Origin of the sequence: Vibrio sp. 10N.222.52.B7 (assembly GCF_041474275.1) — a bacterium.
Taxonomy (GTDB): domain Bacteria; phylum Pseudomonadota; class Gammaproteobacteria; order Enterobacterales; family Vibrionaceae; genus Vibrio; species Vibrio crassostreae_C.
Genome location: NZ_JBFRTU010000012.1, coordinates 1 through 22,885, shown reverse-complemented (window position 1 = coordinate 22,885; position 22,885 = coordinate 1). Strand labels below are relative to the sequence as shown.

The following is a 22,885-nucleotide window of genomic DNA, read 5'->3' as shown; positions in this document are numbered from 1 at the left end:
AAAATCCCCTGTTATTGTTGGCATTCTTTAAGATTAACGGTAATCTTGACGCCCCAAAATTAAGGTACTATCTATGAACTTCGCTATTGAATATACATCGGCTTACTTTTCACACTTGGTGATCACACCACGCAAGAAAGTACTTAAACATAGCCTTGTATCGGTTCAAAGTGGCTTGGTTTTGATTAAGTTAGGCAAACAAGAGTATGCCGTTGAACCAGGACAAAGCGTCTGGATTCCATACGACTGCCTAACGTCACTGACCTACTTTCCAAACACTCAGGTTAACCGTGTCGATTTTTCTGTTCGTTTGACGGATTCATTCCCAAGACAAGCGGGTTACATCACGCAAACGAACCTCTCTTCGGCACTACTAGAAAAGCTAGAACAAACCAAAGCTCGCGCTTCTAATGCCAATAATACGGAACAAGCGTTTAAAGATATGCTTTCTGTATTGAAGCAAGAAGTGTTGTCGTTTAAACCCCTGCTTTGCGAAAGTGCTCTTTCTCAGCGATTCAATCAATGGAACATTGATGACTCAAACTTGCCACAAGAGCACACTCTGGTGATGGTGATGCGAGAAGCGAAGAAGCGCATGCAGTCAGGTCAAAAACGTTCACTTGTGATTGATGATCTGTTCTCAGGTAAAGAAGAAGAGTTCGAGCAACTGTGTATGCTTGTTTTTGGTGAAGATTTATAGCTTGGCGGAAAGTGAGTGCTGGTATTAAAACTCGCAAGCCAGATACTAAAAAGCCGCAAAAACTGAGTTTTTGCGGCTTTTTTAATTTTTACTATTTAGACGTAGATAGCAATCTATCTGTGCATCTGCCTGTCTAAAATGGCAACTCAACCTGCATCATTAGGTCGGCGTCACGTGAGTCGTGCCAACGATAATCAAAGCGCATACGCGGCTGCCCTTCGACTTTCTCGCCAAAACCGATGCTGAGTTGAAGACCATGATTCATCAACCACTCCTCTGTAGACATATCATACTCCTCGTCTTCAAGGTCTTCTGGAAACCACATACCCAAGCCAACATAGTTTGACTCAATGCTTTGTGTCAGCAATGGCGAGTCTTTACTTTGAAGTACCCAATCAGACCAATAGTCCGGTGTGCTTTCAGGTTCATCATCGCTCAGCCCACTGATTTCCATCATACGTTGGCCAAAAGACTCAATGCTGGTCGAGAAATCTAGACAATTGTCATCTTCATCAGAAGTCAGCATGATTGAATCTAAGCTAAAAAAATCACACTCAGCATACGCAGGCATACTACATGCTGCCATGATCAACGTCGCTGATATCGCGCTCTTTAGCATAGTCCTCTGACCTCTTGATTAGTGAACTTACATTATCTGATACAGTCCACTATCTTGCAACATCTTTGTAACTGACTTTGTACTCAGTTTTGCAACATCGCTTCCACTTATCAGTGCATTACGTATGTCTGTGCTGCGAATTTTCACTTTTTCAGGGCAAGCCATTACAGACCACTGCTCGGTAATCTCATCTGATTTATAGAAAGATGAGAACTTAAAGAAGTTATCTGGGCCAATAACAAACGTCAGTTCAGCGTCACGATGTAACTTTTGAAGTTCACTGAGCACTGCATAAGTCGTGACGCTTTCACCTGGGGTAAATAGGCTCTTTTCGATCAAAGAAAGCTCCACTTGATCCAGTGAAAGATCGCTAATAAATGCGTTAACTAACTGACATCTCATATCAAAGTCTAGCATCTCTTTTCCCCAAGCATGGGCAATACTTGGAACGAGTAGAATTTTGTCAAAGTGAGCCAACGAATCAATCACACTTTTGTGCCCTAAGCTCGGTGGATTAAACGCACTACCGAAAATGGCTATTTTTTCCATTGTTTATTACTGCCTTCTCTTTCTAAGCTTGTGCAAAGAGGTTTTTAAATCGGATGATTTAGGTATGATAACACTAGATTTTTAATTTGCTTGCAGGAAAGGAATACGAATGGAACAGTTAATTCGTGACGAAATGCGCGTACTACCTTCAATTGACCCTCACTTCGAAGTGACTCGTCGTGTGGACTTTATTAAAACGAAACTTCAGCAGTCAGGCTGCAAGTCTCTGATCCTTGGTATCAGTGGCGGTGTGGATTCGACAACTTGTGGCCGTTTAGCACAAATGGCCGTTGATAGCCTAAATGAAAACGCTGGTAGCAACGACTACCAATTCATCGCGGTTCGCCTGCCTTACGGTGAACAAAAAGATGAAGACGAAGCGCAACTTGCGCTGTCTTTCATTCAGCCTTCTCAATCTGTTTCTGTAAACATTAAAGCGGGTGTTGATGGGCTTCACGCTGCATCTCACATTGCTCTAGAGGGCACAGGCCTACTACCAACAGATTCAGCAAAAATCGACTTTGTGAAAGGCAATGTGAAAGCTCGAGCTCGCATGATCGCACAATACGAAATTGCAGGTTACGTTGGCGGTCTTGTCATCGGTACTGACCACTCAGCTGAAAATATCACTGGCTTCTACACCAAGCACGGTGACGGCGCATGTGATTTAGCGCCTTTGTTTGGCCTGAACAAGCGTCAAGTTCGTGAACTTGCAGCAACGCTAGGTGCGCCAGAGCTATTGGTTAAGAAAGTGCCTACTGCCGACCTAGAAGAGCTTGATCCACAGAAAGCCGACGAAGCAGCATTGAACCTTTCTTACGACCAAATCGATGATTTCCTTGAAGGTAAAGAAGTCCCTCAAGACGTGTCAGACCGCTTAGTAGGCATCTACAAAGCAACACAGCACAAGCGTCAACCGATCCCAACGATCTACGATTAATTGTTTGAATTAATCTTAGAATCAAAAAGGCCGGAAGTTCATTTCAGTGAACTTCCGGCCTTTTCTATTCAATGTGCTTTTCTTTCTGGCCTTCCGACCTACCGAGTTAGTCTACAACTTCGATATCAGTTTGAGGCACACTGCAACACGCCAGTATTTGCCCCATGTTGCGTTCATGCTCTTGCAACGCCGGTACATCAGGTTGATGAACTTGCCCAGACTCAAGGGTCACTTTACAAGCACCACAGAAACCCGCGCGACAGCTTGATGCGATAGACACACCTGCCGACTCAGCTTGCTCTAGTAGTGTTGATTGGTTGTTGCCTTCGAACAGGTAGCCGTTAACGCTCAACTGCAGTTGCTTCACCGCTTCTTCCGTTGATTGAGCAACACCAAACGCTTCTTGATGATAATGCTGAGGATTCAGCCCCATTTGAATCAGCAATTTCTTGGCATTATCCATAAAGCCGTCAGGGCCACACACGAATGCTTGGCGCTTATGAAGGTCCTCAATTTTGGCGACATGAGACACACTCAAACGACCTGACAAACCATCCCACTCTTTCGTTGGTTGGCTTAGTGAATAAATCACACTTAGACCAGCATGTTCGCGAGCGATCTTATCAATCTCAGCTTGATAAGGGATATCTTCTTCACTGCTGCATTGGTGATAGAACACCACATCATCAATCTGACCATGGTCGGCTAAGTAACGAAGCATCGACAACATAGGGGTGATGCCGCTTCCCGCTGATAACAGCAGTAATGGATGTGTTGGGTTATCTTCTAAGTAGAATGCGCCATCTGGATTCTGAGCAACTAGCGTGTCACCGACTTGGAAGTGATCATTGAGCCAGTTTGAGATTTGACCATCGTCCACTCGCTTCACGGAAATCGCCAAACGACCTGCGCGTGAAGGGCTAGAAGATAACGTGTAACGACGAGACACTTTCTCGCCATTAATCACCATTTCAATCGGTAGATGCTGCCCCGGCTGATAGCTTGGTAATAAATTGTTCTCTTTCGCTGGCTCTAGCCAAAAGGTTGTGAAGTCGCGAGCGATCTCTTCACGCTCGACGCAAGTTAAGTGCAGTGACTCGACCCAAGAGTCTTCGTAATGTTCTTTCTCTTTGGTTTCAAGTACCTCAACAACGTCACCCGCTTTCACCAGACCTTCATTTTTCGCCACAAGGTTCTGACCAAAGAAAACGCCACCACGTTCATTGGCTCTGAACGTAGAAAAGGTATTGAGTGGCTCTTTTGTCGCTCTTAACTCGCCACTCTTAACATCCACAGTAGTTAGAATACAACGTTCACAAGGCTTCACCGCTTCGAATTCAACCTCACCAATTCGAATGCGCTTCCAACCATCTTCAGCAAACGCTTCAGTGTTTGAGACGACAAAATTGGTGCGGAACTGATCCATTGAATGGGTTTCAGGGCTGCGGCGATTGAGTTCATCAAGAGAGGCTTGGCTGATCACTAACATTGGGTAACCGTCAGCAAAACTCACATTGTGACCGAGCTTTTCACGAACACGATTCGATTGCTCGCCAGAAAACAGTAGCTCAACGCGCACGCCCAACACATCACTGAACCAATCATCGGCTTCATCACATGTCGTGTATGCCGTGAAGCTGTCTTTCCACACCGTTGCTGGCGCTTCTTGCATCTTGAAGCTCGCATACTTTAAGCGCAGCGGTTCTTTAGCTTCATAAGTGAAGATCAAACCATCTGGTTGCAAGCTAGAAGATACCTTGACCATTTTAGGGTACTTACGTGCCGTCACCATTGAGCCGTCAGCCAAGGCCAACATAAAACGTCTGTCGAAGGTAAGGCCCTGTTTTTCGACCCAAGCAGAAGAGAGTGCAATCCCACCTACTGATTTAACCGGAAACACATTAATTTGAGATAAGGAGGGCTGTTGACCTGAAAGCTCTTGCTCCAAAGCCTTTTGATCCAAAGGTGACTGCGACATAACGATTCCAATGTTTTGTTGTTTGTCCCAATGCTAACAAATGGTTATAAATAGATAAACTGGCAGGCATTAAACACTTGATACTAAGTAGGCATGATTAAACTAATAGAATGGCATTATGTTCCGGCAAACCTAAAACTCTTGAAACTAACGATGATGCTTTACACACTAAAAGTAACCCGAATTTATTCACGCTATTTTTAAGTAGATCAGCAATATGCTGCACCTTGTTTCGACAATTGACTCAATGAGCCAGGTTTGCCTAAGTGATAGCCCTGAAAATAATCTATGCCCTGCGATTGTGCAAAACGTAAATCTTCATGGTTTTCTATACCTTCAGATAACAATTCAATCTGATACTTCCGAGCTAAAAATCTAAGACGCTCCCAAAAGGTCGAATTATCACTCCGGTTTCTCATTAACGACCGATCTATTTTCACTATGTTCGGTTTAACAACCCTAATCAGTGCTTCACCAGTGTTATAACCACTGCCATAGTCATCTATCGCGATTTTAATTCCAAGACCACGACATACTCCAAACTGGGACATCATCCTTTTCTCGTCAATGCCAACCGGGTATTGTTCATTCTCAGTAAGCTCAATCCATAAGGTTATACCCAACTTATTACATGCTTGCCAAATTGGGGAAATATCACGTAGAAAAGTGAAACTTAAAACGTGATCAGGGGAGATATTAATAGTCAGAAAATCAATCATTTTCTTCTGAGACAATAATTCCTCGGACACTCTTAACAAGAATATTTGAGTAAACCATGCAATCTTCTTAGAGTCTAACAGACAGCGAATTGACGATTCAACATCGTGCCCTTTTTCCCAACGTAACAAAACCTCAGCACCGACAGTTCCATTGCCATTAGTTATCGGTTGAAAAACAGGATAAAACAATCCCTGATTAACATCGTCAATAAGTGCTTCGGCTTGTAAATTTTCAGACAACATATTCGTATTCATAAACAAACCTCTTTTTGTGATTAATCCATACTACAGATCAATAACTAGCAAGGATTAGCATGAACAAATCATATGTAGCTTTACATGCCTACTTCTTAACCGTGAAGACAAACTGCATAAGTAGTTAAACGAACTCCTGTACAAATACACAATGCCGTTTCAAAACGGTAATCTCGAGTCTGTTACATTTAGATAGGTTATTAAAAACGCCATTAACTATCATAGATGACTATACTTCAATTAGATCAAATTACGCTTAGGGATAATGTATGTTTGGTGACTATTTAAAGGAATTGAGAGTCTCACTAGGTCTTACTCAGAGTGAGCTTGCTGTTAAGTTAAACCTTGCAAATGAAGAGTTTCGCTCTGTAGACGTGGTAACTCTCAGTCGTTGGGAACGAGGAAAAACCAAACCAACACTTGCAAAATGCCTAAGAATCTTGCGTTGTTTACAGGTTGACCTGAGTGACTTTTATGAATTAATACCTAATCCAAACGAAACAAAGCTACTAGACGAGGTTGAACAACTTCGTTTTAATAACAGGGTAACGAAGCTTTCATCATTAAGTTATGAAGAGCCACAAGAGCCACAATCAACTTTAATTACTGAGATGCCACTTCTTTTGAAAGATGATGACAAGATACTATCTAGCCTTAAAATCTTTTACGAAACAGCCATCCATACACCGAAGGGTTTTTTCGACATTAATCTATATGACTACCAACAAAACAAACGAGCTATTTTAAAAAGATTTATAACAGAAAGCGGGCAGTTGGTAGGTCACTCAATTAGTTTTATATTCGAAAGTGACTATTTTGACAAAGTTACTCATTCAAAAATCATTGATATCGACCTGACAAAATCTGTCAGTTATAAAAATTCGACTAAGTTATCGGTTTGTAATTATAATCGTTACTCTTCTAATTTCCAGATATTTCGATGTATGTTAGTTTCTCAATTTATAAACCTAATTCACTATTCAAATGTTCAACGTTATTATTTCTTTAGTGCATGGCCTGAAATCGGACAAATTTTAGAGCAACTTGGATTTAAGAAAATAGCATTTGATATTGAGTCAGAAAAAGGAGGTTTTAAATTAGGCAACCGCTCATTCGAACATTGCTTATACGAAATTGATACAGCGACACTTCTTTCTCAACCCGAAATAATAACCCTCATAAAAACAACCCAGTGGGATAACCAATACTCAATCAAAAATCATTAGGCATAGCCAAACAGACTTTAAATTAAGATGCCTACCATCTTAAGTTTCTACACATAATAATACTTCGCCTTATGCAAAAGATTGGAGAAAACTACTGTGTTTGGCGAATACTTAAAAAAATATCGAATCGCGAATGAACTAACACAAAGTCAAGCAGCTACAAAGCTCAACTTACTCGGAGGAGATCTATCGAACATTGATACCGTTACACTTAGTCGATGGGAAAGAGGAACAACTAAACCAACTCTTAGCCGTAGTATTCGTGTTTTGCGAGAATTTACCAACGATATTGAGCCTTATCTATCTAAAGTTAGTCATTTACAACATCAAGACCCTAGTTCTAAAAATAGAGTTGATCAATTCAATACTCTGATGGAAGAGAAATACCGTAGTTTAAATAACTTGATCGCCAGAGCAAATTATCAGTCAACATCGATGATCGAACACAATCCTGTTTGTGAATATCCGATTGGAAATTCTAATGATAGTGAGATTGTAAATTCTGTACTTGTTTTTCATGAGAAAACCTCTGATGAGAATATTAAGCATGGACTCTATAAAATCGATTTTTTAAAATATTGCAATGAAAAACGTTTCATTGCCTATAAATATGTCGACAGCGTCACAGGGGAGCTATTAGGACATAACATAGGCACTATATTCACGACTGAAGGTATGATCTCCGAAATTGAAACACTTTCTCAAAAGTCGATTGATGAAATAGATTTAAGAAAAACCGTTCCTTATAATAAAAGACGAAAATTAGCTTATTTTGCGGTGAGCCATCATTCGCTGTACGAGCGACCTTTTCGTCTACAATTAAATAGAGAATTCAGGTTTCTAGCAAAACACGCTAACATTACCGACTACTACACAACAGTTGCTATAAAGAGCTCAGCAGAAGTACTCGAAAAAATGGGATTTTCTGTTGTTTCGTACGAGAAAAAATCAACCAACGGTGCAATCAAAATTGGTAAACACTATTATTCTAAAGCTTTAATGCACATAAAAACAAGCCAGCTATTTACTCAACCCGAGTTCTTGAACTTGCTTACAGGCTGTCAAACCTGTTCAAACCCATGCTCAATTAGCTCTCAGTGTTGCTAAGCGGTCTCTTTCCGCGCACATTAACAGGAGTACCAATCCATCGAAAGATAGTTCTGATGGATGAACTCCTGCTTGCTTCAATCTTTCAAAACACAGCTCTACAGTTTTGACATTCGTATTCGATATTATTGAACCAATATACCTCATTATTTTCCCACTTAAATTATCAGTACAATCTATATACTATGTAATTAAGCGATTGAGTATTAAAGCATATGGTAAAAAGTTAGAATCTAATATGCTATGTTCGCTTGACTACATGTCAACCTCACGAACAATTACATCATCTACTTCATTGTTTAGTAATGTTACATAACTGCTCTGAGTCATGCCTCTTACAGCTTTCGTGTTTTGCATGCCATCCACATTCGTTAGACTTTTGTCAGAATAAATTGCTCGTATATCTCCATCGACTCGGCCTGAAAACGTGACATCATCAGCACTAATAGAAGCAATCGCTGAGGTTGCAAAAAATAAAAACGAACATAAAACGACCTTAATATTGACAAACGACTTCATAAACACCTCAAATGTAATTGGTTACATATGAGAGTTTAGCTTATTCGCAGGAAAAAAGAAGTCTAATGCCTACCAGCCACTCTTGCATCCGTGATGTTAGATTTGTAAACATTAATTTGTTCAGAAAAGTCCATTCATAACGATCATGATATAGCATGGATACGGCCACATCAATTCACCAGACTTATGCATATTATGCACTGGTTAGCGATTTGATGGCAGTTAAACCTTAGGGAGAGACCGAAGAGTAAAACGCTAATACATATCTTGCAAGTCTTCATAGTAGTTTAATGGTTTTACATTAAGAGAATTAAATTTTATCTAACTTCGTAATATTTAATACCTGAACCTAAGATCTGGTATGTAAACCATGATTCTTGGCAACACTTGATTATTCACATCAACGTAAGCTATGTAAGATCATAGATGAATAGTTAGACAGATTTAATCGAGTGCAAAAAAAAAGCATCACCATACCTTATAAGAAATAGGTCTAGTAATACTTTAATATTGATCAGGTTACCGGTAAGAGCTTATTCTAATACTTGGCCAGGAATGATCAAATCAGGATTTTCAATATCATTACTCTCAATGATCTCTTCTAAATCGAAGCCGAACTTTCTACGTAGTTCATATAACCAATCACCTTCTTGTACGACATAAGGTAATGTCGGCTTAACAGCAACTTCGGATATACTGTTAGACATAGTATCGAAGTCACAGTCCGTATCAGTTGGGTCAGATGTGCAATCCGGAGCTTTCGTAATTTCAAGTGACGAAGGGCGAGGTTCAACTTGGTCAGACTCAATCTTACGCTTGCTGTCATTGAAATAATAAGATAATCCAACCACGGCTTCTCGTTGATTTTGCCCAAAATCATCATTCAACGTTTGATTAAGTGCGATACTCGCACCGAAATATTCATTCAAAGCATACTCAGCAAGGTACTCTATTGTTGGATATTTATCTTCAAATCCGACTCCAACCTTTAAATCAATTTCTTCTCCATCATGTATACTATAAAGCAAACCTAAATCAGGTATGTACTCAGAATCATCTAATAATTTATAATGTTTGATACCTAGATTCAATTGAAGTCGGTTATATTGGTAGAGAAAATAAATAGATTGAGAATTCTCAAACATATCTCCATCAAAATTATAGCCATAGTTTGCCCCTACCCCCAAAATATGAGCAGTTGGCTTCTCAGCAACCGCTGCACCGCTGGTTAGTACTAGAAACATAAAAAAAATATTATTAATTAGTCGGTTCACAGGTTCACCTCATAAACAACATTAAACGACCCTTGGTAATTACCTGAACTGAGTGCATTTCCATCGACATCAAAACTAACATCGTATGCTACATCAACTTTGTTACTACCTTCTCCATTCACTGTAATCACTTCTGAATCAGGAAAAGATACGGTATTAAGTACTCCGTCTTGGACAATCACCTTGTCAGGGCTTTCGCAGCCAATGGCACACGTGATTGTGTAGGGTATCTTTTCTAGCGAGTTATCAATATTTGTAAGCTCATAGTCACCTGACGTAGGGCTAAATGTCATAATAACGCCTGTAGGTAAAGTCCCTAACAAGCTAACATCATACCTCGTTGTACCAGAGATCCTTTTTGTTGCAGTATCATACTGGGGTTCAATATTCCCGTCTCCAAGTACCGTTAATGATTCAAGGATCGCAGCTTGATAATCAATCGTGATAATTAACGTCTCCGGCACTCTGGTATAAGTCATCGTACCGGTTTGACTTGTAAAAAAGTAAGTGGGTGAAAGGTTAATTGATGCCGTAAAAGTTCCAGATCCAACAGGGGCTGCGAACACATCATTACTGATATTAGGCAAAGCGAAAGCAGGTCGATAAAACTTAAAAGGCTCTATTCGGCTTGTTGCTGTGTAACCCATTCGCGACACACACAAAGTCGACTCTTGGCCCACTTTCGCACTCGAACCACTTATATTTGTAGCTGCACACTCATTGGCAACTCCCATTCCCACATTTGACCCGTAGTCTTTTGATGTGAAATAACTAGCCGAGCTACCCAAATTATACTCAACGCCTAACAACTCCAGGCTGGTGTTAAAACTTTCGCCTGTAGAATGATTAACAAAGCTAACGTTATTAACGGGTTGGTTATCCATCGTTGCGGGATACCACTCTGCCGTTGGTTGCTCTTGCGCTATCGTCCATGCAGATGGAGATATAGCTTCACTACCGAAATAACTATTTGGCGCCGCATTGTTCCAAACCACAGAGTTGTTTGCTGTAATCGTTCCGTATACATCTGCAGCATGGCTACTATCTAAAGCCGTGAATAATAGCGCTATACTAATTAGGCTATTTCTTTTTAATAGTGATATTTTTGTTATAACTGTAATCATGGTTGGCTACCTTAACGGATAACGAATCGACATTTTGCAGGCCTTCTGCTAATTTTATGGTTTTCTTTCGACCAGATAGTATTGTATTAGTTTGTTTACATTTGTTACTAACAGAATTCGGTTTACAGTTATCAAACTGTATGTAGAAAAATGTGTTACCATTATTTTCCACATAAACTTCTGAACCGTTATATTTAACTTTGTAGTCAACATTAGTATTTTTTGCAGGTACAATATAATAAGGAGCATAACCATAATTAATACCAATTATACTTTCTTTTTTATCTCCATCGATAACGCTAGGCATGAAAGTCACTTGATAAACTTTGTCCTTCTCTAAATCATCACAATTAACCTGACATAAATTCTTTACTGATACACGACGTCTTTCCCCCGGATTTAATATCAGTTTATTGGGTAATAGCGCAAGATCCCATAAAGGTAAATTATCTTTTGTTAGCTCTACCTTTTCTAACTCTCCGTTTTCAACCTTTACTTGGCTAACGTTACCTTTTATATATTCAGGTTCAGTTTTCGAACTAGTCAGAGTAAAAACTCCATTACCATCTTCTCCAGCTATAAGAAGCATTTTATCTATGCTAAATGCATGGCTAAAAGAGGTCGTCATTAATAGTATCGAAGTAAATATTACACGTTGCATAATTTTCTCTATGTTAGTTATAAGCATATGGCGTCATCTCCATATGAACTGCATAATTAATGAGTTCATCAACATACAGTTTGTTTGCCGTAGTTAGTTGCTCAGGAGACTTAGCGAATATATACAAATAACCGCCAAGCTTTTTGTTTATAATTTCAACACCTGAGTTGTTCAGTTTGTTCTGATAGTTCAATACAATATTACTATCCTTGTATTGCCCTAAGTAGTAATAATAAACACCATCAACTAGGGCTATCTGATAACCTTCACTATTTTCTTCGAATGATGGCATACAGAAGTTATTACCTAAATTCAAATTATTAACCGATGATAACTCCGGTATTACACATTGGTTTTCCTTAGATATAATTTTGTAAGGTTGTTTATCTTTCACCTTAAATTGATACACACCTTCAACAAGCTTGTCAGTAGAAACACAACCTCCACCGATACATTCAACTCCGTCTATTGGATTTCCATTTATATCACTAAACGTCGATATAAATGATTTCAACTCAGACAACGACGTATCCAAACGGATAACAGTTCCTGGATAACTAGTAGCCGACGTATAAGACTCACCATTGTTGTAAAAATCAGAGGCTTCCGTATCAAGCTTGAATTCATATTCATAGAACTCTTTTAATGGATATACCGTCAAAGCATCTCCACTAACATAAGCATTGCTTTGTTTTCCATTCTGCTCGGAGTTAACTACCGCCAAGAATTTTCCATCCGAAGACAGTTCCCCTGTATCATTATTCGAAATAAAATAAGAAGATGACTTTTCACTCGTAAACTCTATTCCTTGAGAAGTTACGATATTACTTGTACCAATATATGCAGAAACACTTGTATTGCTACTTGAATTGATATAGGTATAAGAGTTTGAGTCAATATATTTATTCTTATAATTTGCAGACAATGATAAATCGGCACTGCTTTGGTCTTCAGTAGAATCTTGATAATAAAGTCCCGCAGAGCTTGATACATTTAGATTGTTTCTGTTAATTAGACTACTTGAGACTGTATCTCTATGCGATAGCGCAACATCACCACTATCATCTATTTGTGCTTGTGTACTATGTGTGTATGTGTTTTCCTGGCCTATTGGAATAATTATTGAGGCCATAACACCATAATTTATATCGCTCGATTCACTTGCTGATAACTCTAAGTTCACCTTTGAGTCAAGTGGTAATGATGATATCTGCACGCCACTTCTTGCAGACCAACTTTCTGATTCATTATTATAACCATTACTAAAATCTTTATATTGGTTTTTTGTTAATATACCCGATATATATGATGATATATTTCTCGTTAAGTACTTGTTGTAATTTACTGATAATGACGTATAGTTCGAGTTACTGAATAAAAGTTGAGACAAACTAATATCTCCAATACTATTATCATTTTCACTATCAAATTTTGTGTAAGATACACTTAAGTTATAAATCCCCACATCAAAATTATAAAAACTAGATCCATCGTCAAATAATCCTGTTACTGCCGATATTCTGGACACTTCCCCTAAAGATAAGTGACCACCAACATAATTATAATTATCTTCCCCTGTAATAAACGAACCTGCACCCAGTGCAAAAAAATCCGTAACTTGATAGCTCAATTTCCCATTGGTGAACATTGGACTTTCATAATTATCATAAGCAAAGTTGATGGATTTCTGGTCAAAATCGTCCTCTAGTCCCGTATTCGTCAGGTCTCTTGATAAATAACCGGCTGTAATATGATAATCTAGTTCGCCGGTTTTAATCGACGAAGAGCTTGTATTGACTATCAACCTATCTTCTGTGTAAAACTCTTCACTACCATCAAATATTCGAATTGTCGCAGTATAAGTACCAAATGGTAGCTCGTTATAGTCAAAGTATTCTTGCCCTGCATCCACATTACGACTTAATAGAACACGGCCTCTATCATCATTAATTTCTAGTCGACCAGCTCTTGAAATGTTCAAATATACTCGTCTAGAATTAGAAGATGATTTTTTTACTAGCTCTCTCGTCGATCCAATCGACAACATGTAACCAGAAGTTTTGCTGCCATTTTCTAAAAACTGAGTACTATTCCAAGGGCGTTCTTGGTATTTATACCCGACAAAGAAACGAGTATTACCACCAACATAGTTATACGATGAGTCATCCGAACTGAAACCATTGACATCACTAAAGTTTAGATCATTATGCAAATAGCCATACTTGCCAAAACCTGCATAATTTTCATGTTGATAAGAATAAGACGATGTATAATCAGTGTTGTCGCTATAAGAACCAGATAGATTCAAACCATGTGACATAATGATCGCGTTTTGATCGATCTCTTCTTTTACAAATTTTATTTCTGACTCTTCTATTATCTCAGTTAAGAATTGTGAGTTAACATGAATAATCAATGATTGGCTATCTGGCACATAAACAAAATCATATAAATCAGGTAGTAGACCACATTCACTTCGATAACCTTTACAATCTAGGCTCGATTCAACCCCATTTACCAGTGTTGTTGCCATCGCATCGCTAACATCTTTCTCAATACCAAGTTCATTCGCCAATGCTTGTGCTACAAGTTGTTTTTGTGAAGTGGGAATTCTTACTTCATCACCCGAGATGAAAGCTTCCGAATAGAATAATTTGTTGTTATCAGCCGAGAGAATTAGTGGCATTCTTATCAACTTCTCTTCAAACATATCTTCAAATCCATCTGGAATATTTGCGACGGATTTTGAACTATATATTATGGCCAAGAAAAATATGATAATTAAGTTTAAACCAAACCAAAGTCTAATAAACATTATAGTTGAAGCTCCACATTGAACGTAATACGACCATTGCAATCTAATGGCTCATCACTCGGTATATTTTTATTTGTCACTAATTCAAATTCATTGGTAGAGTTTTCATATTCAGTATTTTTAATATTATTAAATTCAAAGTTTGGTATATCTGAAATATCAGAGTAATGTTTTCTATCGATATAGAGATCGACAAAATCATCATACATAGTCTCACCGCTATCGTTGAAAACACATTTAGAAGTGAACTCTGATATGTTATAACTGTATTCAAACGAATCCCCAGAGCTTGTTGGTATATTCGTTCTAATATAAGAATAAAAACGCCCATTTAGAAAGGTTTCGTTCTCACCATCATACTTCAGTGCAATAAACTCATCAGATAAATCTACATTTATAGAATAGTCATACAAATTCGCTCTATTTATTTGTGTATTTACTGGAAATGAATAGCTTTCATAGCCAAAGCTATTGAAACTAAAAATAACAAGCAATAATAGAAAGAAATAATTTATATAGATATTCATTTTCATCAGCCTCGAAAAACAAGGCACTTAATTAATTAAGTGCCTATCAAATAATGAGATTTTTTCTTATGGCAAAGTTGCAATCATATCAACGTTAACGATAACTTCTGTACCAGCAATATCATCTGGAGTTGAGTGTGCTGTATCGTTAGCAACATACAGTTGAATCGTATCGCCTGCTGAAAGTTGAGTTGAAGCTAAGTAGTCAGCTGCAGTAAGTTCCGTCGCTGAAAGGTTATCGCCGACGACAATGTTAGGCTGTACTTCACCCATTGAAGCTGGAAGCACATTTACTTGTGATACCGTCCAGTTAGCTGGAGTTAAAGCCCCAAGCACAGCCCCCGTGTAGTCATGCGCTTCCAAAACAACTGCTTTAGTCGTTGCGAACGTACCGTCAGCGTTCACCTGTAACGTACCAACAAAAGAAGCAGGGTCTTCACTACCGCCCGCACCAGTAACAAGGATGTCACCGTTGGATACAAAACCAGGAACAAAGCCGCTGAATACTACAGAACCAATAGAGGTATCGCCAGGTGCAGAAAAAGCTGGAACAGATGTAATTGCAGATAGCAGTGTAATAAGTGTTAGTTTTTTCACTTTTATTTCCTTCGATATATTCATAATATGATTAGTTAGCCCCTTGCTAACTTCGGGTGTATGATATGCAATGAATAAACGTTTTGGTTAGCAAGTAAAGAAAAGTGACCTTCCGATATGCCTAGTGGATATTTGAGCAAGAAAACCATTCACCTAAAAAATAACCTAGGCATTTAATTCCTTAGGTTACTCATTCGCTAATTTAGTAACTGGTATTAGATCCCACCTTCGGTCTTATCTTATAAAAGTAGTTATTCACATGAACAACCCCACTTCAATATAAATACTAGAGACGTATAACAGTTTGAGTTTTAACTTATATCATTGCTAATAGCGCCAGCTGTCAACTAGGCACTCACCAGTGCCAGATACTAGCTCGTGCTAATTTAAAGTGATTTAGCCTTGTTAGAATACGCAAATAAATAATGGGCTGTGCTCTCTTTGCTTAATTCCCATAACATTCACTAATGAGTATTAAATACATGATGAGAATAAGTACATACGCACCTTTTCATAAATTATCCCTGTCAGTAGCGATATCATTGGCGCTGTTTGGGTGTGGTGCATCTAGCGACGAAGCGACTACTAACTCCAAACCCGAATCTCCAACATCAGGAGATACCCTTTACTATGCTCAGGATGTAATTCGTCAAAGCACTCCCACAAATACCTTTTTTGTTGATTTGTCGAATAATATGGAGTCATCTGATGATTCGTCAGTTACATTAACGACAGTTACGTCTTTGAATAATAGCTATGATTGTAATGTTGTATCCCAAAATGCCAATGGCTTCACCATTAGCGCTCAAAGTGCAAAAGTGTGCGACTACCGCTATCGAGTTGGCGCTGCGCTACCTTCTGACATCGCTATGAGCTCCCATAGTAACCATGGAGAGGCGCGTATTAGCGCTACTTCAGCAACATCAGGAGATGGTTTTGCTGAAGCGACAGTTCGTGCGGCTGTCGGTGAGTCAACTGAGCAACTTACACCGATTTCAGGACTAACCTCCTCTTTCACATCTGTACAAATAGATATCGCTAAAGAGCTTGGGAACGCGGGGTACTCTCTAGACACAAGCACATATGCATTAGCAACCACGGTTACATTGCCTAATGGTGATGCGACAAATTCAACTGCTATTGCAAACACATCAACTAATACGATTGATTACACCCCAGGAGATGGCATACCAAGCGGCGTAGAACGCATCCTATATAGCTATAGTGATGGTTCAAGTGTGTTAGCTGGTAGTATTGATATCGCGGTCTCAACAGACACAAACAGTGCACCAACAGCAGAATCTCGTAGGAAAATCAGTTATATAGATCCAGACTCTGGTGACGAGGTAGCTAAAATTCCTTATGGTAAACAATTAAGGTTCAATGTTGCGGATCTTATAAGTGACCCTGACGGTGATACTCTTCATCTCGTTGACATATACAGCTTTGGTGCAACCATCTTAATTCCAAACGATGCCAACAACGATGGTAATCTTTTCAATGATACTGAGTTTGATTTCACTAGTACCCAACCTGGAGAAACATCTGTGTCCTATGTTGTGTCTGATGGAAAAGGGGGCTATGCCACAGGAATTTTGCAAGGTTACGTCGGTAACCCATATGAGCCAATCGTCTCAGGGAATATCTACCTACCACCGTTGATGTACGCAGATGCTAAAGATGCTGAAATCATCGCCACACCTCAAGTTGGTAACGGTACTACCGCTTTAAATGGTATCACCACGGCTTCTCACGATTGGCACACTGCTAATCACTTGTGCCAAGCTAGAGGAGCACGATTGCCAACGGTGACGGAACTTCGAAGCCTATATGATGATGGCAATACTAGTGGCCGTTTGTTTACTAATCACAACTGGCCAATTGACGTTAGCTACTGGGCTAGTAACCAAGGAGCAAGTGGAACTAGCTATCATCATTCCGTAAACATGGCAGATAGAGTTGTTAGTACATATGATGCCAATTCGAGTGTTCGATTTGCTGCTTGCGTCGATGCAACACCTCTAGGGTATCCAGTTAAATTCCTTGGTGATGACATTGGTAATGATTATCTATTTGATACTCGTATCAATGCTCAAGTGACGTTTGGCTGTGGGTTTATTGTAGATTCTATCTCGCAGGTAGGAGGTGCTCATATTGGAGGCACTGGCGGAGCCAAACATACAATAAACGTTGCTGACATAGGTAGAGTTAGAGCTGTCTGGGGACCCACAGAGTTTGGGTCTGGAAACGATATGTCTCGACTCTTTCTATATAATAAATCTGGTGGCTTACTGTTAACCTGTGGTAGCAAATCTTACTCAGGTCACTATAGCGATGAATATACTCTAACCGCAGATGAGCAGTTAACAGGCTTTAGGGCCACAGGAGACAGCTACCTAAATGGATTAGAGCTTTGGGTTGATACCGAATAATCCTAAGACGCTAGCGTTAAACTAGGGCGTGTTGATCTTTGCTGTACATTTCGCGTTCAACAATACATCGGTAGCCACATTAACATGAATGCCAGCGATAACATGCTGGCATAATTCCTTTCTAGCTTGTCATATCTACTTGAAATAGCTCGATAATGCTTAATTCTCCCAAAGGCATTTTCGACCAAGTGACGATACTTGTATAAACACCAATCCATACTGTCTTTGTCTATATCTTGTCCGTAATTGCGTTTAGCAATTACCGTTTCTCCGCCACGTTCCTTAACAAAAGTACGGAAAGGTTCGCTGTCATATCCTTTATCACAAACGATGGTATTAACTTCATCGAGTTGCTCAACTAAGCTTTCGGCATGCACTATATCGTGGCGTTGTCCCTCTGATAAATCAAAGCAAATCGGCAGGCCACCACTATCTACGGCTAAGTGAATTTTGGTTGAGTTGCCCCCGCGACTTTTTCCTATTTGCTCTGAACTTTCAGTAGCTGCACCTGTACTATGCTGATGTGCTCTAACTATAGAGCCATCAAGAAATACCCATTCAAAATCAGCCATGTTAGATAAACTTTTGAAAAGATTATCTAAAATCCCTTTCTTTGACCAAAGATTAAATCGTCTGTAAACGGTACTCCACTCTCCGAACTCAGAGGGTAGATCTCGCCAAGGAATACCTGTTCTCATTCGATAAAGTATTCCTTCAAATGTCATTCGATGTTCAGTTTTATCGTAAATACGACCTGTACTTTTCATAACTTGGAGTAGCAGTTCCCAGCGAATATCAGTTAGCATTGTTCTTGGCATGGTATTGGTTATGGTTTTACTTTTGGCGAAGCAAATTATAACTCTTTACCATGCTGTTCAAAAAACACTCACGAAAGATCAACACGCCCTAGTTATTCGTAACTAGTTTAACGCTAGACTGCACACTATTTATGTTTCAATTTAAACAATTTCAACTCAAACCTCACTATTACATCCAATCTAACTTTAGTCGAACTGGCAGGCATTAAACACTTGATACTAGGCTAGTATCTTGAGATGTTTAGCTTTCTATTTTGGTACATTAAGGCAGCAATGCCGTAACACTCTCGAGACGTTCTATAATATGAACACGTTTACCGCATTGAACTTTCATTGAATAAAAAGGATTTATCATGAACAAACTCGTCATTATCATCTTATGTGTACTGCTTCCGCCTGTTGGCGTGTTCTTCGCTCGCGGCGCCGGGAAAGATTTGGTGATTAATATCATTCTTACTTTCTTCTTCTGGGTTCCAGGAATGATCCATGGTCTGTGGGTAGCCACCCGCTAACCCTTATTAACAAATAGATACCGAATAAAATATCCATAAAAACAAGCTCCTAGCCATGAAGAGTTAAAAATAGGATGAAATGAAAGTACTTTTCCACTATCATCCTGTCGCCTAAACGTAAGCGATTGCTTTCACAGATTTCGCTGAGTTTAGGCTCCAACTACATAACACTTCAAATGGTGGGAGCCTTCAATGACACAACTTACGATTACTCGTCCTGACGACTGGCACGTTCATCTACGCGATGGCGAAGTATTAAAAGATACAGTTCGCGATATCAGCCGTTACAATGGTCGAGCGTTAATCATGCCAAATACGATCCCACCGGTAACCGATACCGAAATGGCTCTTGCTTACCGTGAACGCATCATGGCAGAGCAGCCAAGTGAACAATTCCAGCCTCTAATGGCACTTTACCTGACAGACAACACAACACCTGATGAAATTCGTAAAGCGAAAGAATCTGGCGCTGTTGTAGCAGCGAAGCTATACCCTGCTGGCGCAACAACAAACTCTGATTCAGGCGTAACTTCTGCTCAAAAGATTTACCACGTACTAGAAGCAATGCAGGAAGTTGGCATGCTACTTTTGGTACACGGTGAAGTAACGACTCACGATGTTGATATCTTTGACCGTGAGAAGCAGTTCCTGGACACAGTACTTGCACCGATTGTGAACGACTTCCCTAACCTGAAGATTGTTCTAGAGCACATCACAACTGCAGATGCTGCGACTTTCGTGAAGAACGCGAACGACAACGTTGCTGCGACTATCACCGCTCACCACCTGCTTTACAACCGCAACCACATGTTGGTTGGCGGCATTAAGCCACACTTCTACTGCCTTCCTATCCTAAAGCGCAACACGCACCAATTAGCGCTTATCGAAGCGGCAACAAGCGGCAGCAAGAAGTTCTTCTTGGGTACAGACTCTGCACCACACGCTAAAGGTGCAAAAGAGTCAGCGTGTGGTTGTGCAGGTTCTTACACAGCGCACGCTGCGGTTGAACTGTACGCTGAAGTATTCGATTTAGAAGGCAAGATTGAGAACCTAGAAGCATTCGCGAGCCACAATGGCCCAGACTTCTACGGCATGCCACGTAACTCAGATACAATTACGCTCGTTAAAGAAGAGTGGAATGTTGCTGAAACGATGCCTTTCGGTTCAGACATCGTTGTGCCAATCCGTGGCGGCGAGGCGATTGCTTGGTCTGTAAAATAAGCACTTGGGCTGTTAAATAAACACCCTCCATTTAGCGAAAAGGGTCACCATAGTAATTATGGTGACCCTTTTTTGTTTCGATGAAAGACTGTCTTATTCCCAGCAGTAATTTAACGATTACTTACCGCGAATTTTTCCGATAGCAGTCCAAATAGCAACGACAATCAATCCAGATAAAACCCCAATCACACCATTTAATAGCGTTGGTACCACCGCAGTCGCAATCGTATGCCCACTGAAGTCCATAATAATCGGTTCAATTAAGTGATGAATCGCAGGAACGTTGTGCACCACAATACCGCCGCCAACCAAGAACATCGCCGCAGTACCGACCACCGCAAGCGTCTTCATTAACTTGGGCGCAAACGCGACTAGCCCGTTACCCAATCGAGTTTTAATGCCACTGCCATTCGATGTTCGCTGGAGATAGAAACCTAAATCATCCAGCTTAACGATCCCTGCCACTAAGCCATAAACACCAATCGTCATCACAACCGCTATCAAACTCACCACAAGAATCTGAGTCACGATACTTGTACCCGTTACGGTACCCAGCGCAATTACAATGATTTCCGCAGATAAGATAAAGTCAGTCCGAATCGCGCCTGCTACCTTTCTCTTCTCATACTCTTCAACAGATTCACCCGAGCTGCTTTCCTCATCTTTCTCTTCGTGTTGATGAGCATGAGGAAAAAGCTTTTCTAAGATTTTCTCTGCCCCTTCAAAACAAAGAAACAGACCACCAATCACCAGTAGTGGCATGATCAACCAAGGAATGAATGCACTGATCAATAGTGCTGCCGGAACCAAAATCAGCTTGTTTTTAAATGAGCCTTTGGCGACCGCCCATACCACTGGGATTTCTCTTTCAGCAGAAACACCGGATACCTGCTGGGCGTTAAGGGCTAAATCGTCACCTAATACGCCTGCGGTTTTTTTAGCGGCTACCTTAGACATCAATGCGACATCATCCAACACGGTTGCAATGTCATCTAGCAGTGTTAGTAAACTTGCTCCAGCCATTTTGTTGTCTCTTTATAAAGAATTGAACCATCAATAAAATGTAACACCATCAATTCACTCATCAAAGTTATGAGTCTGTAAAAAATAAAGTCACAAGTTGTGTTTTCTATTGCTGTCTCTGTTAGACAGGAATAATCTGTCTTAATCTTTCACGAACATAAAAGAAAAAGTATTGATGAAAAGTGAATCTACCTACCCGATTGGTAAGCCAGGGCAAAAATGGCAACAAGCAGAACGTGAAGCATGGTTAGCTCAACGAACGGTTAAGCGTGAATACCAGCAAGAAGTTGTACCAAAGATTAAAGCACTGGCAGACCGCTTTGACATCGAACAATACGGCGCACTGAGCTACGACGAAGCTCGCTTCCCACTCTTCGCTATCAAGAGCAAAAACTGGGACGAGTCAAAGCCGACGATTCTGGTGACAGGTGGTGTTCACGGTTACGAAACCAGTGGCGTGCATGGCGCGATCAAATTCGCTGCGACTCAAGCAGAAAAATACACGGCGCACTTCAACATTGTTGTCGCACCTTGTGTGAGCCCTTGGGGCTACGAAGTGATCAACCGCTGGAATCCAAATGCTGTTGATCCAAACCGCTCTTTCTACGACGGTACGCCAGCAGAAGAATCAGCAAACCTACGAGCTCTAGTAGCGTCTCTGCCAGAAGTATTGGTTCACGTTGACCTGCATGAGACGACTGACTCTGATGAAACTGAATTCCGACCTGCACTCGCAGCTCGTGATGGCATTGAGTACATCGAAGGTATGATCCCAGACGGTTTCTACACGGTTGGCGATACTGAAAACCCACAACCTGAATTCCAAGCTGCTGTCATCGCTTCAGTTGAAAAAGTAACCCACATTGCGCCTGCGGATGACGAAGGCAAGATCATTGGTTCAGACGTCACTCAACACGGCGTGATCAACTACCCAATGAAGAAGCTTGGCTTATGTGGCGGCGTGACTGACTGTAAGTACGGTACAACCACAGAGGTTTACCCAGACAGTGACAAAGTAACAGACGAAGAGTGTAATGATGCTCAAGTTGCTGCTGTTGTTGGTGCTTTGGATTACGTTATTCAGCACGAATTGAACGCATAAGCTCATACCCGCTAATAACTAGAACCGAGCACCTAGAACTAAACGAAAAGAGCCACAAGTGATGATTCACTTGTGGCTCTTTTTTATCTGGTCTCTGATTTCTTCCTAGGCATAAAAAACTCTCTTGCACCAAGTACAAGAGAGCTTTGAATCATGCTGAGTAAAGT

The 22,885-nt window shown here is 40.2% G+C and carries 21 protein-coding genes; 8 read left to right on the top strand and 13 right to left on the bottom strand.

The genetic code is table 11. The features are described from left to right. Positions 1–73: 73 nt before the first annotated feature. Entirely contained in the window at positions 74–700 is a 627-nt protein-coding gene (locus AB4512_RS05105) for a hypothetical protein (RefSeq protein ID WP_017064307.1), read from the top strand. A gap of 133 nt (positions 701–833) precedes the next feature. Here AB4512_RS05105 and AB4512_RS05100 read toward each other — a convergent pair whose 3' ends face one another. Further along, entirely contained in the window at positions 834–1,319 is a 486-nt protein-coding gene (locus AB4512_RS05100) for a hypothetical protein (protein WP_372112659.1), read from the bottom strand. A 27-nt stretch (positions 1,320–1,346) separates the two neighbouring features. Next, complete coding sequence (locus AB4512_RS05095; RefSeq protein WP_017067959.1) at positions 1,347–1,868, bottom strand: nicotinate-nicotinamide nucleotide adenylyltransferase; 522 nt, start codon at positions 1,866–1,868, stop codon at positions 1,347–1,349. A 109-nt stretch (positions 1,869–1,977) separates the two neighbouring features. On the opposite strand from AB4512_RS05095, the gene nadE reads away from it, so the two are divergent. After that, positions 1,978–2,808 carry an ammonia-dependent NAD(+) synthetase gene (gene nadE / locus AB4512_RS05090; RefSeq protein ID WP_102393916.1) on the top strand — a complete coding sequence of 277 codons (831 nt, stop codon included), beginning with the start codon at positions 1,978–1,980 and terminating at the stop codon, positions 2,806–2,808. A 106-nt stretch (positions 2,809–2,914) separates the two neighbouring features. Here the strand turns inward: nadE and AB4512_RS05085 are convergent, their stop codons facing one another. Together AB4512_RS05085 and AB4512_RS05080 are read right to left on the bottom strand one after the other, a co-directional pair. Further along, positions 2,915–4,786, bottom strand: coding sequence for an MOSC N-terminal beta barrel domain-containing protein (locus AB4512_RS05085; RefSeq protein WP_372174553.1), 1,872 nt, complete (start codon positions 4,784–4,786; stop codon positions 2,915–2,917). 209 nt (positions 4,787–4,995) lie between these two features. Further along, positions 4,996–5,760 (bottom strand): EAL domain-containing protein, encoded by a 765-nt coding sequence (locus tag AB4512_RS05080; RefSeq protein ID WP_017062770.1) that lies wholly within the window; start codon positions 5,758–5,760, stop codon positions 4,996–4,998. Between the two features lie 269 nt (positions 5,761–6,029). Here AB4512_RS05080 and AB4512_RS05075 point away from each other — a divergent pair, with 269 nt between their 5' ends. After that, the gene (locus AB4512_RS05075) at positions 6,030–6,986 is read left to right on the top strand and encodes a helix-turn-helix domain-containing protein (protein ID WP_102321328.1); all 957 of its coding nucleotides are present in this window, start codon (positions 6,030–6,032) and stop codon (positions 6,984–6,986) included. A 96-nt stretch (positions 6,987–7,082) separates the two neighbouring features. Continuing rightward, complete coding sequence (locus AB4512_RS05070) at positions 7,083–8,093, top strand: helix-turn-helix domain-containing protein (protein WP_372174552.1); 1,011 nt, start codon at positions 7,083–7,085, stop codon at positions 8,091–8,093. 255 nt (positions 8,094–8,348) lie between these two features. Here the strand turns inward: AB4512_RS05070 and AB4512_RS05065 are convergent, their stop codons facing one another. From AB4512_RS05065 to AB4512_RS05035, 7 genes are all read right to left on the bottom strand, one after another. Continuing rightward, positions 8,349–8,612: a hypothetical protein gene (locus AB4512_RS05065; protein ID WP_017062773.1), complete on the bottom strand. Its 264-nt coding sequence runs from the start codon at positions 8,610–8,612 to the stop codon at positions 8,349–8,351. Between the two features lie 533 nt (positions 8,613–9,145). Further along, positions 9,146–9,886 carry a LysM peptidoglycan-binding domain-containing protein gene (locus AB4512_RS05060; protein WP_065584792.1) on the bottom strand — a complete coding sequence of 247 codons (741 nt, stop codon included), beginning with the start codon at positions 9,884–9,886 and terminating at the stop codon, positions 9,146–9,148. Then, positions 9,883–11,010 carry a hypothetical protein gene (locus AB4512_RS05055; protein WP_102321325.1) on the bottom strand — a complete coding sequence of 376 codons (1,128 nt, stop codon included), beginning with the start codon at positions 11,008–11,010 and terminating at the stop codon, positions 9,883–9,885. The genes AB4512_RS05060 and AB4512_RS05055 overlap by 4 nt, the downstream gene beginning before the upstream one ends. Beyond that, positions 10,967–11,671, bottom strand: a complete 705-nt coding sequence (locus tag AB4512_RS05050; protein WP_229648578.1) for a hypothetical protein — start codon at positions 11,669–11,671, stop codon at positions 10,967–10,969. Before AB4512_RS05050 ends, AB4512_RS05055 begins: the two co-directional genes overlap by 44 nt. 13 nt (positions 11,672–11,684) lie before the next feature. Continuing rightward, positions 11,685–14,486, bottom strand: coding sequence for a CS1-pili formation C-terminal domain-containing protein (locus tag AB4512_RS05045; RefSeq protein ID WP_372174550.1), 2,802 nt, complete (start codon positions 14,484–14,486; stop codon positions 11,685–11,687). Next, positions 14,486–15,013, bottom strand: a complete 528-nt coding sequence (locus AB4512_RS05040; protein WP_240800848.1) for a hypothetical protein — start codon at positions 15,011–15,013, stop codon at positions 14,486–14,488. The genes AB4512_RS05045 and AB4512_RS05040 overlap by 1 nt, the downstream gene beginning before the upstream one ends. Before the next feature lie 66 nt (positions 15,014–15,079). Then, positions 15,080–15,610, bottom strand: coding sequence for a hypothetical protein (locus tag AB4512_RS05035; RefSeq protein WP_102321323.1), 531 nt, complete (start codon positions 15,608–15,610; stop codon positions 15,080–15,082). Positions 15,611–16,077: 467 nt separating this feature from the next. Between AB4512_RS05035 and AB4512_RS05030 the strand changes: the two genes are divergently transcribed. Continuing rightward, positions 16,078–18,042 (top strand): adhesion domain-containing protein, encoded by a 1,965-nt coding sequence (locus tag AB4512_RS05030; RefSeq protein WP_372074940.1) that lies wholly within the window; start codon positions 16,078–16,080, stop codon positions 18,040–18,042. Between the two features lie 56 nt (positions 18,043–18,098). On the opposite strand, the gene AB4512_RS05025 is transcribed toward AB4512_RS05030, so the two are convergent. Then, positions 18,099–18,860: an IS5 family transposase gene (locus tag AB4512_RS05025; protein WP_026028612.1), complete on the bottom strand. Its 762-nt coding sequence runs from the start codon at positions 18,858–18,860 to the stop codon at positions 18,099–18,101. Between the two features lie 353 nt (positions 18,861–19,213). Here AB4512_RS05025 and AB4512_RS05020 point away from each other — a divergent pair, with 353 nt between their 5' ends. Continuing rightward, a complete protein-coding gene (locus tag AB4512_RS05020) occupies positions 19,214–19,372 on the top strand; it encodes a YqaE/Pmp3 family membrane protein (RefSeq protein WP_017059962.1) in 159 nt (52 codons plus the stop codon). Between the two features lie 192 nt (positions 19,373–19,564). After that, complete coding sequence (gene pyrC / locus AB4512_RS05015; protein ID WP_372129481.1) at positions 19,565–20,593, top strand: dihydroorotase; 1,029 nt, start codon at positions 19,565–19,567, stop codon at positions 20,591–20,593. A gap of 117 nt (positions 20,594–20,710) precedes the next feature. On the opposite strand, the gene AB4512_RS05010 is transcribed toward pyrC, so the two are convergent. Further along, complete coding sequence (locus AB4512_RS05010; RefSeq protein ID WP_372126458.1) at positions 20,711–21,616, bottom strand: DUF808 domain-containing protein; 906 nt, start codon at positions 21,614–21,616, stop codon at positions 20,711–20,713. 175 nt (positions 21,617–21,791) lie between these two features. Here AB4512_RS05010 and AB4512_RS05005 point away from each other — a divergent pair, with 175 nt between their 5' ends. Next, the gene (locus tag AB4512_RS05005; protein ID WP_017064294.1) at positions 21,792–22,718 is read left to right on the top strand and encodes a M14 family metallocarboxypeptidase; all 927 of its coding nucleotides are present in this window, start codon (positions 21,792–21,794) and stop codon (positions 22,716–22,718) included. Positions 22,719–22,885: the final 167 nt, after the last annotated feature.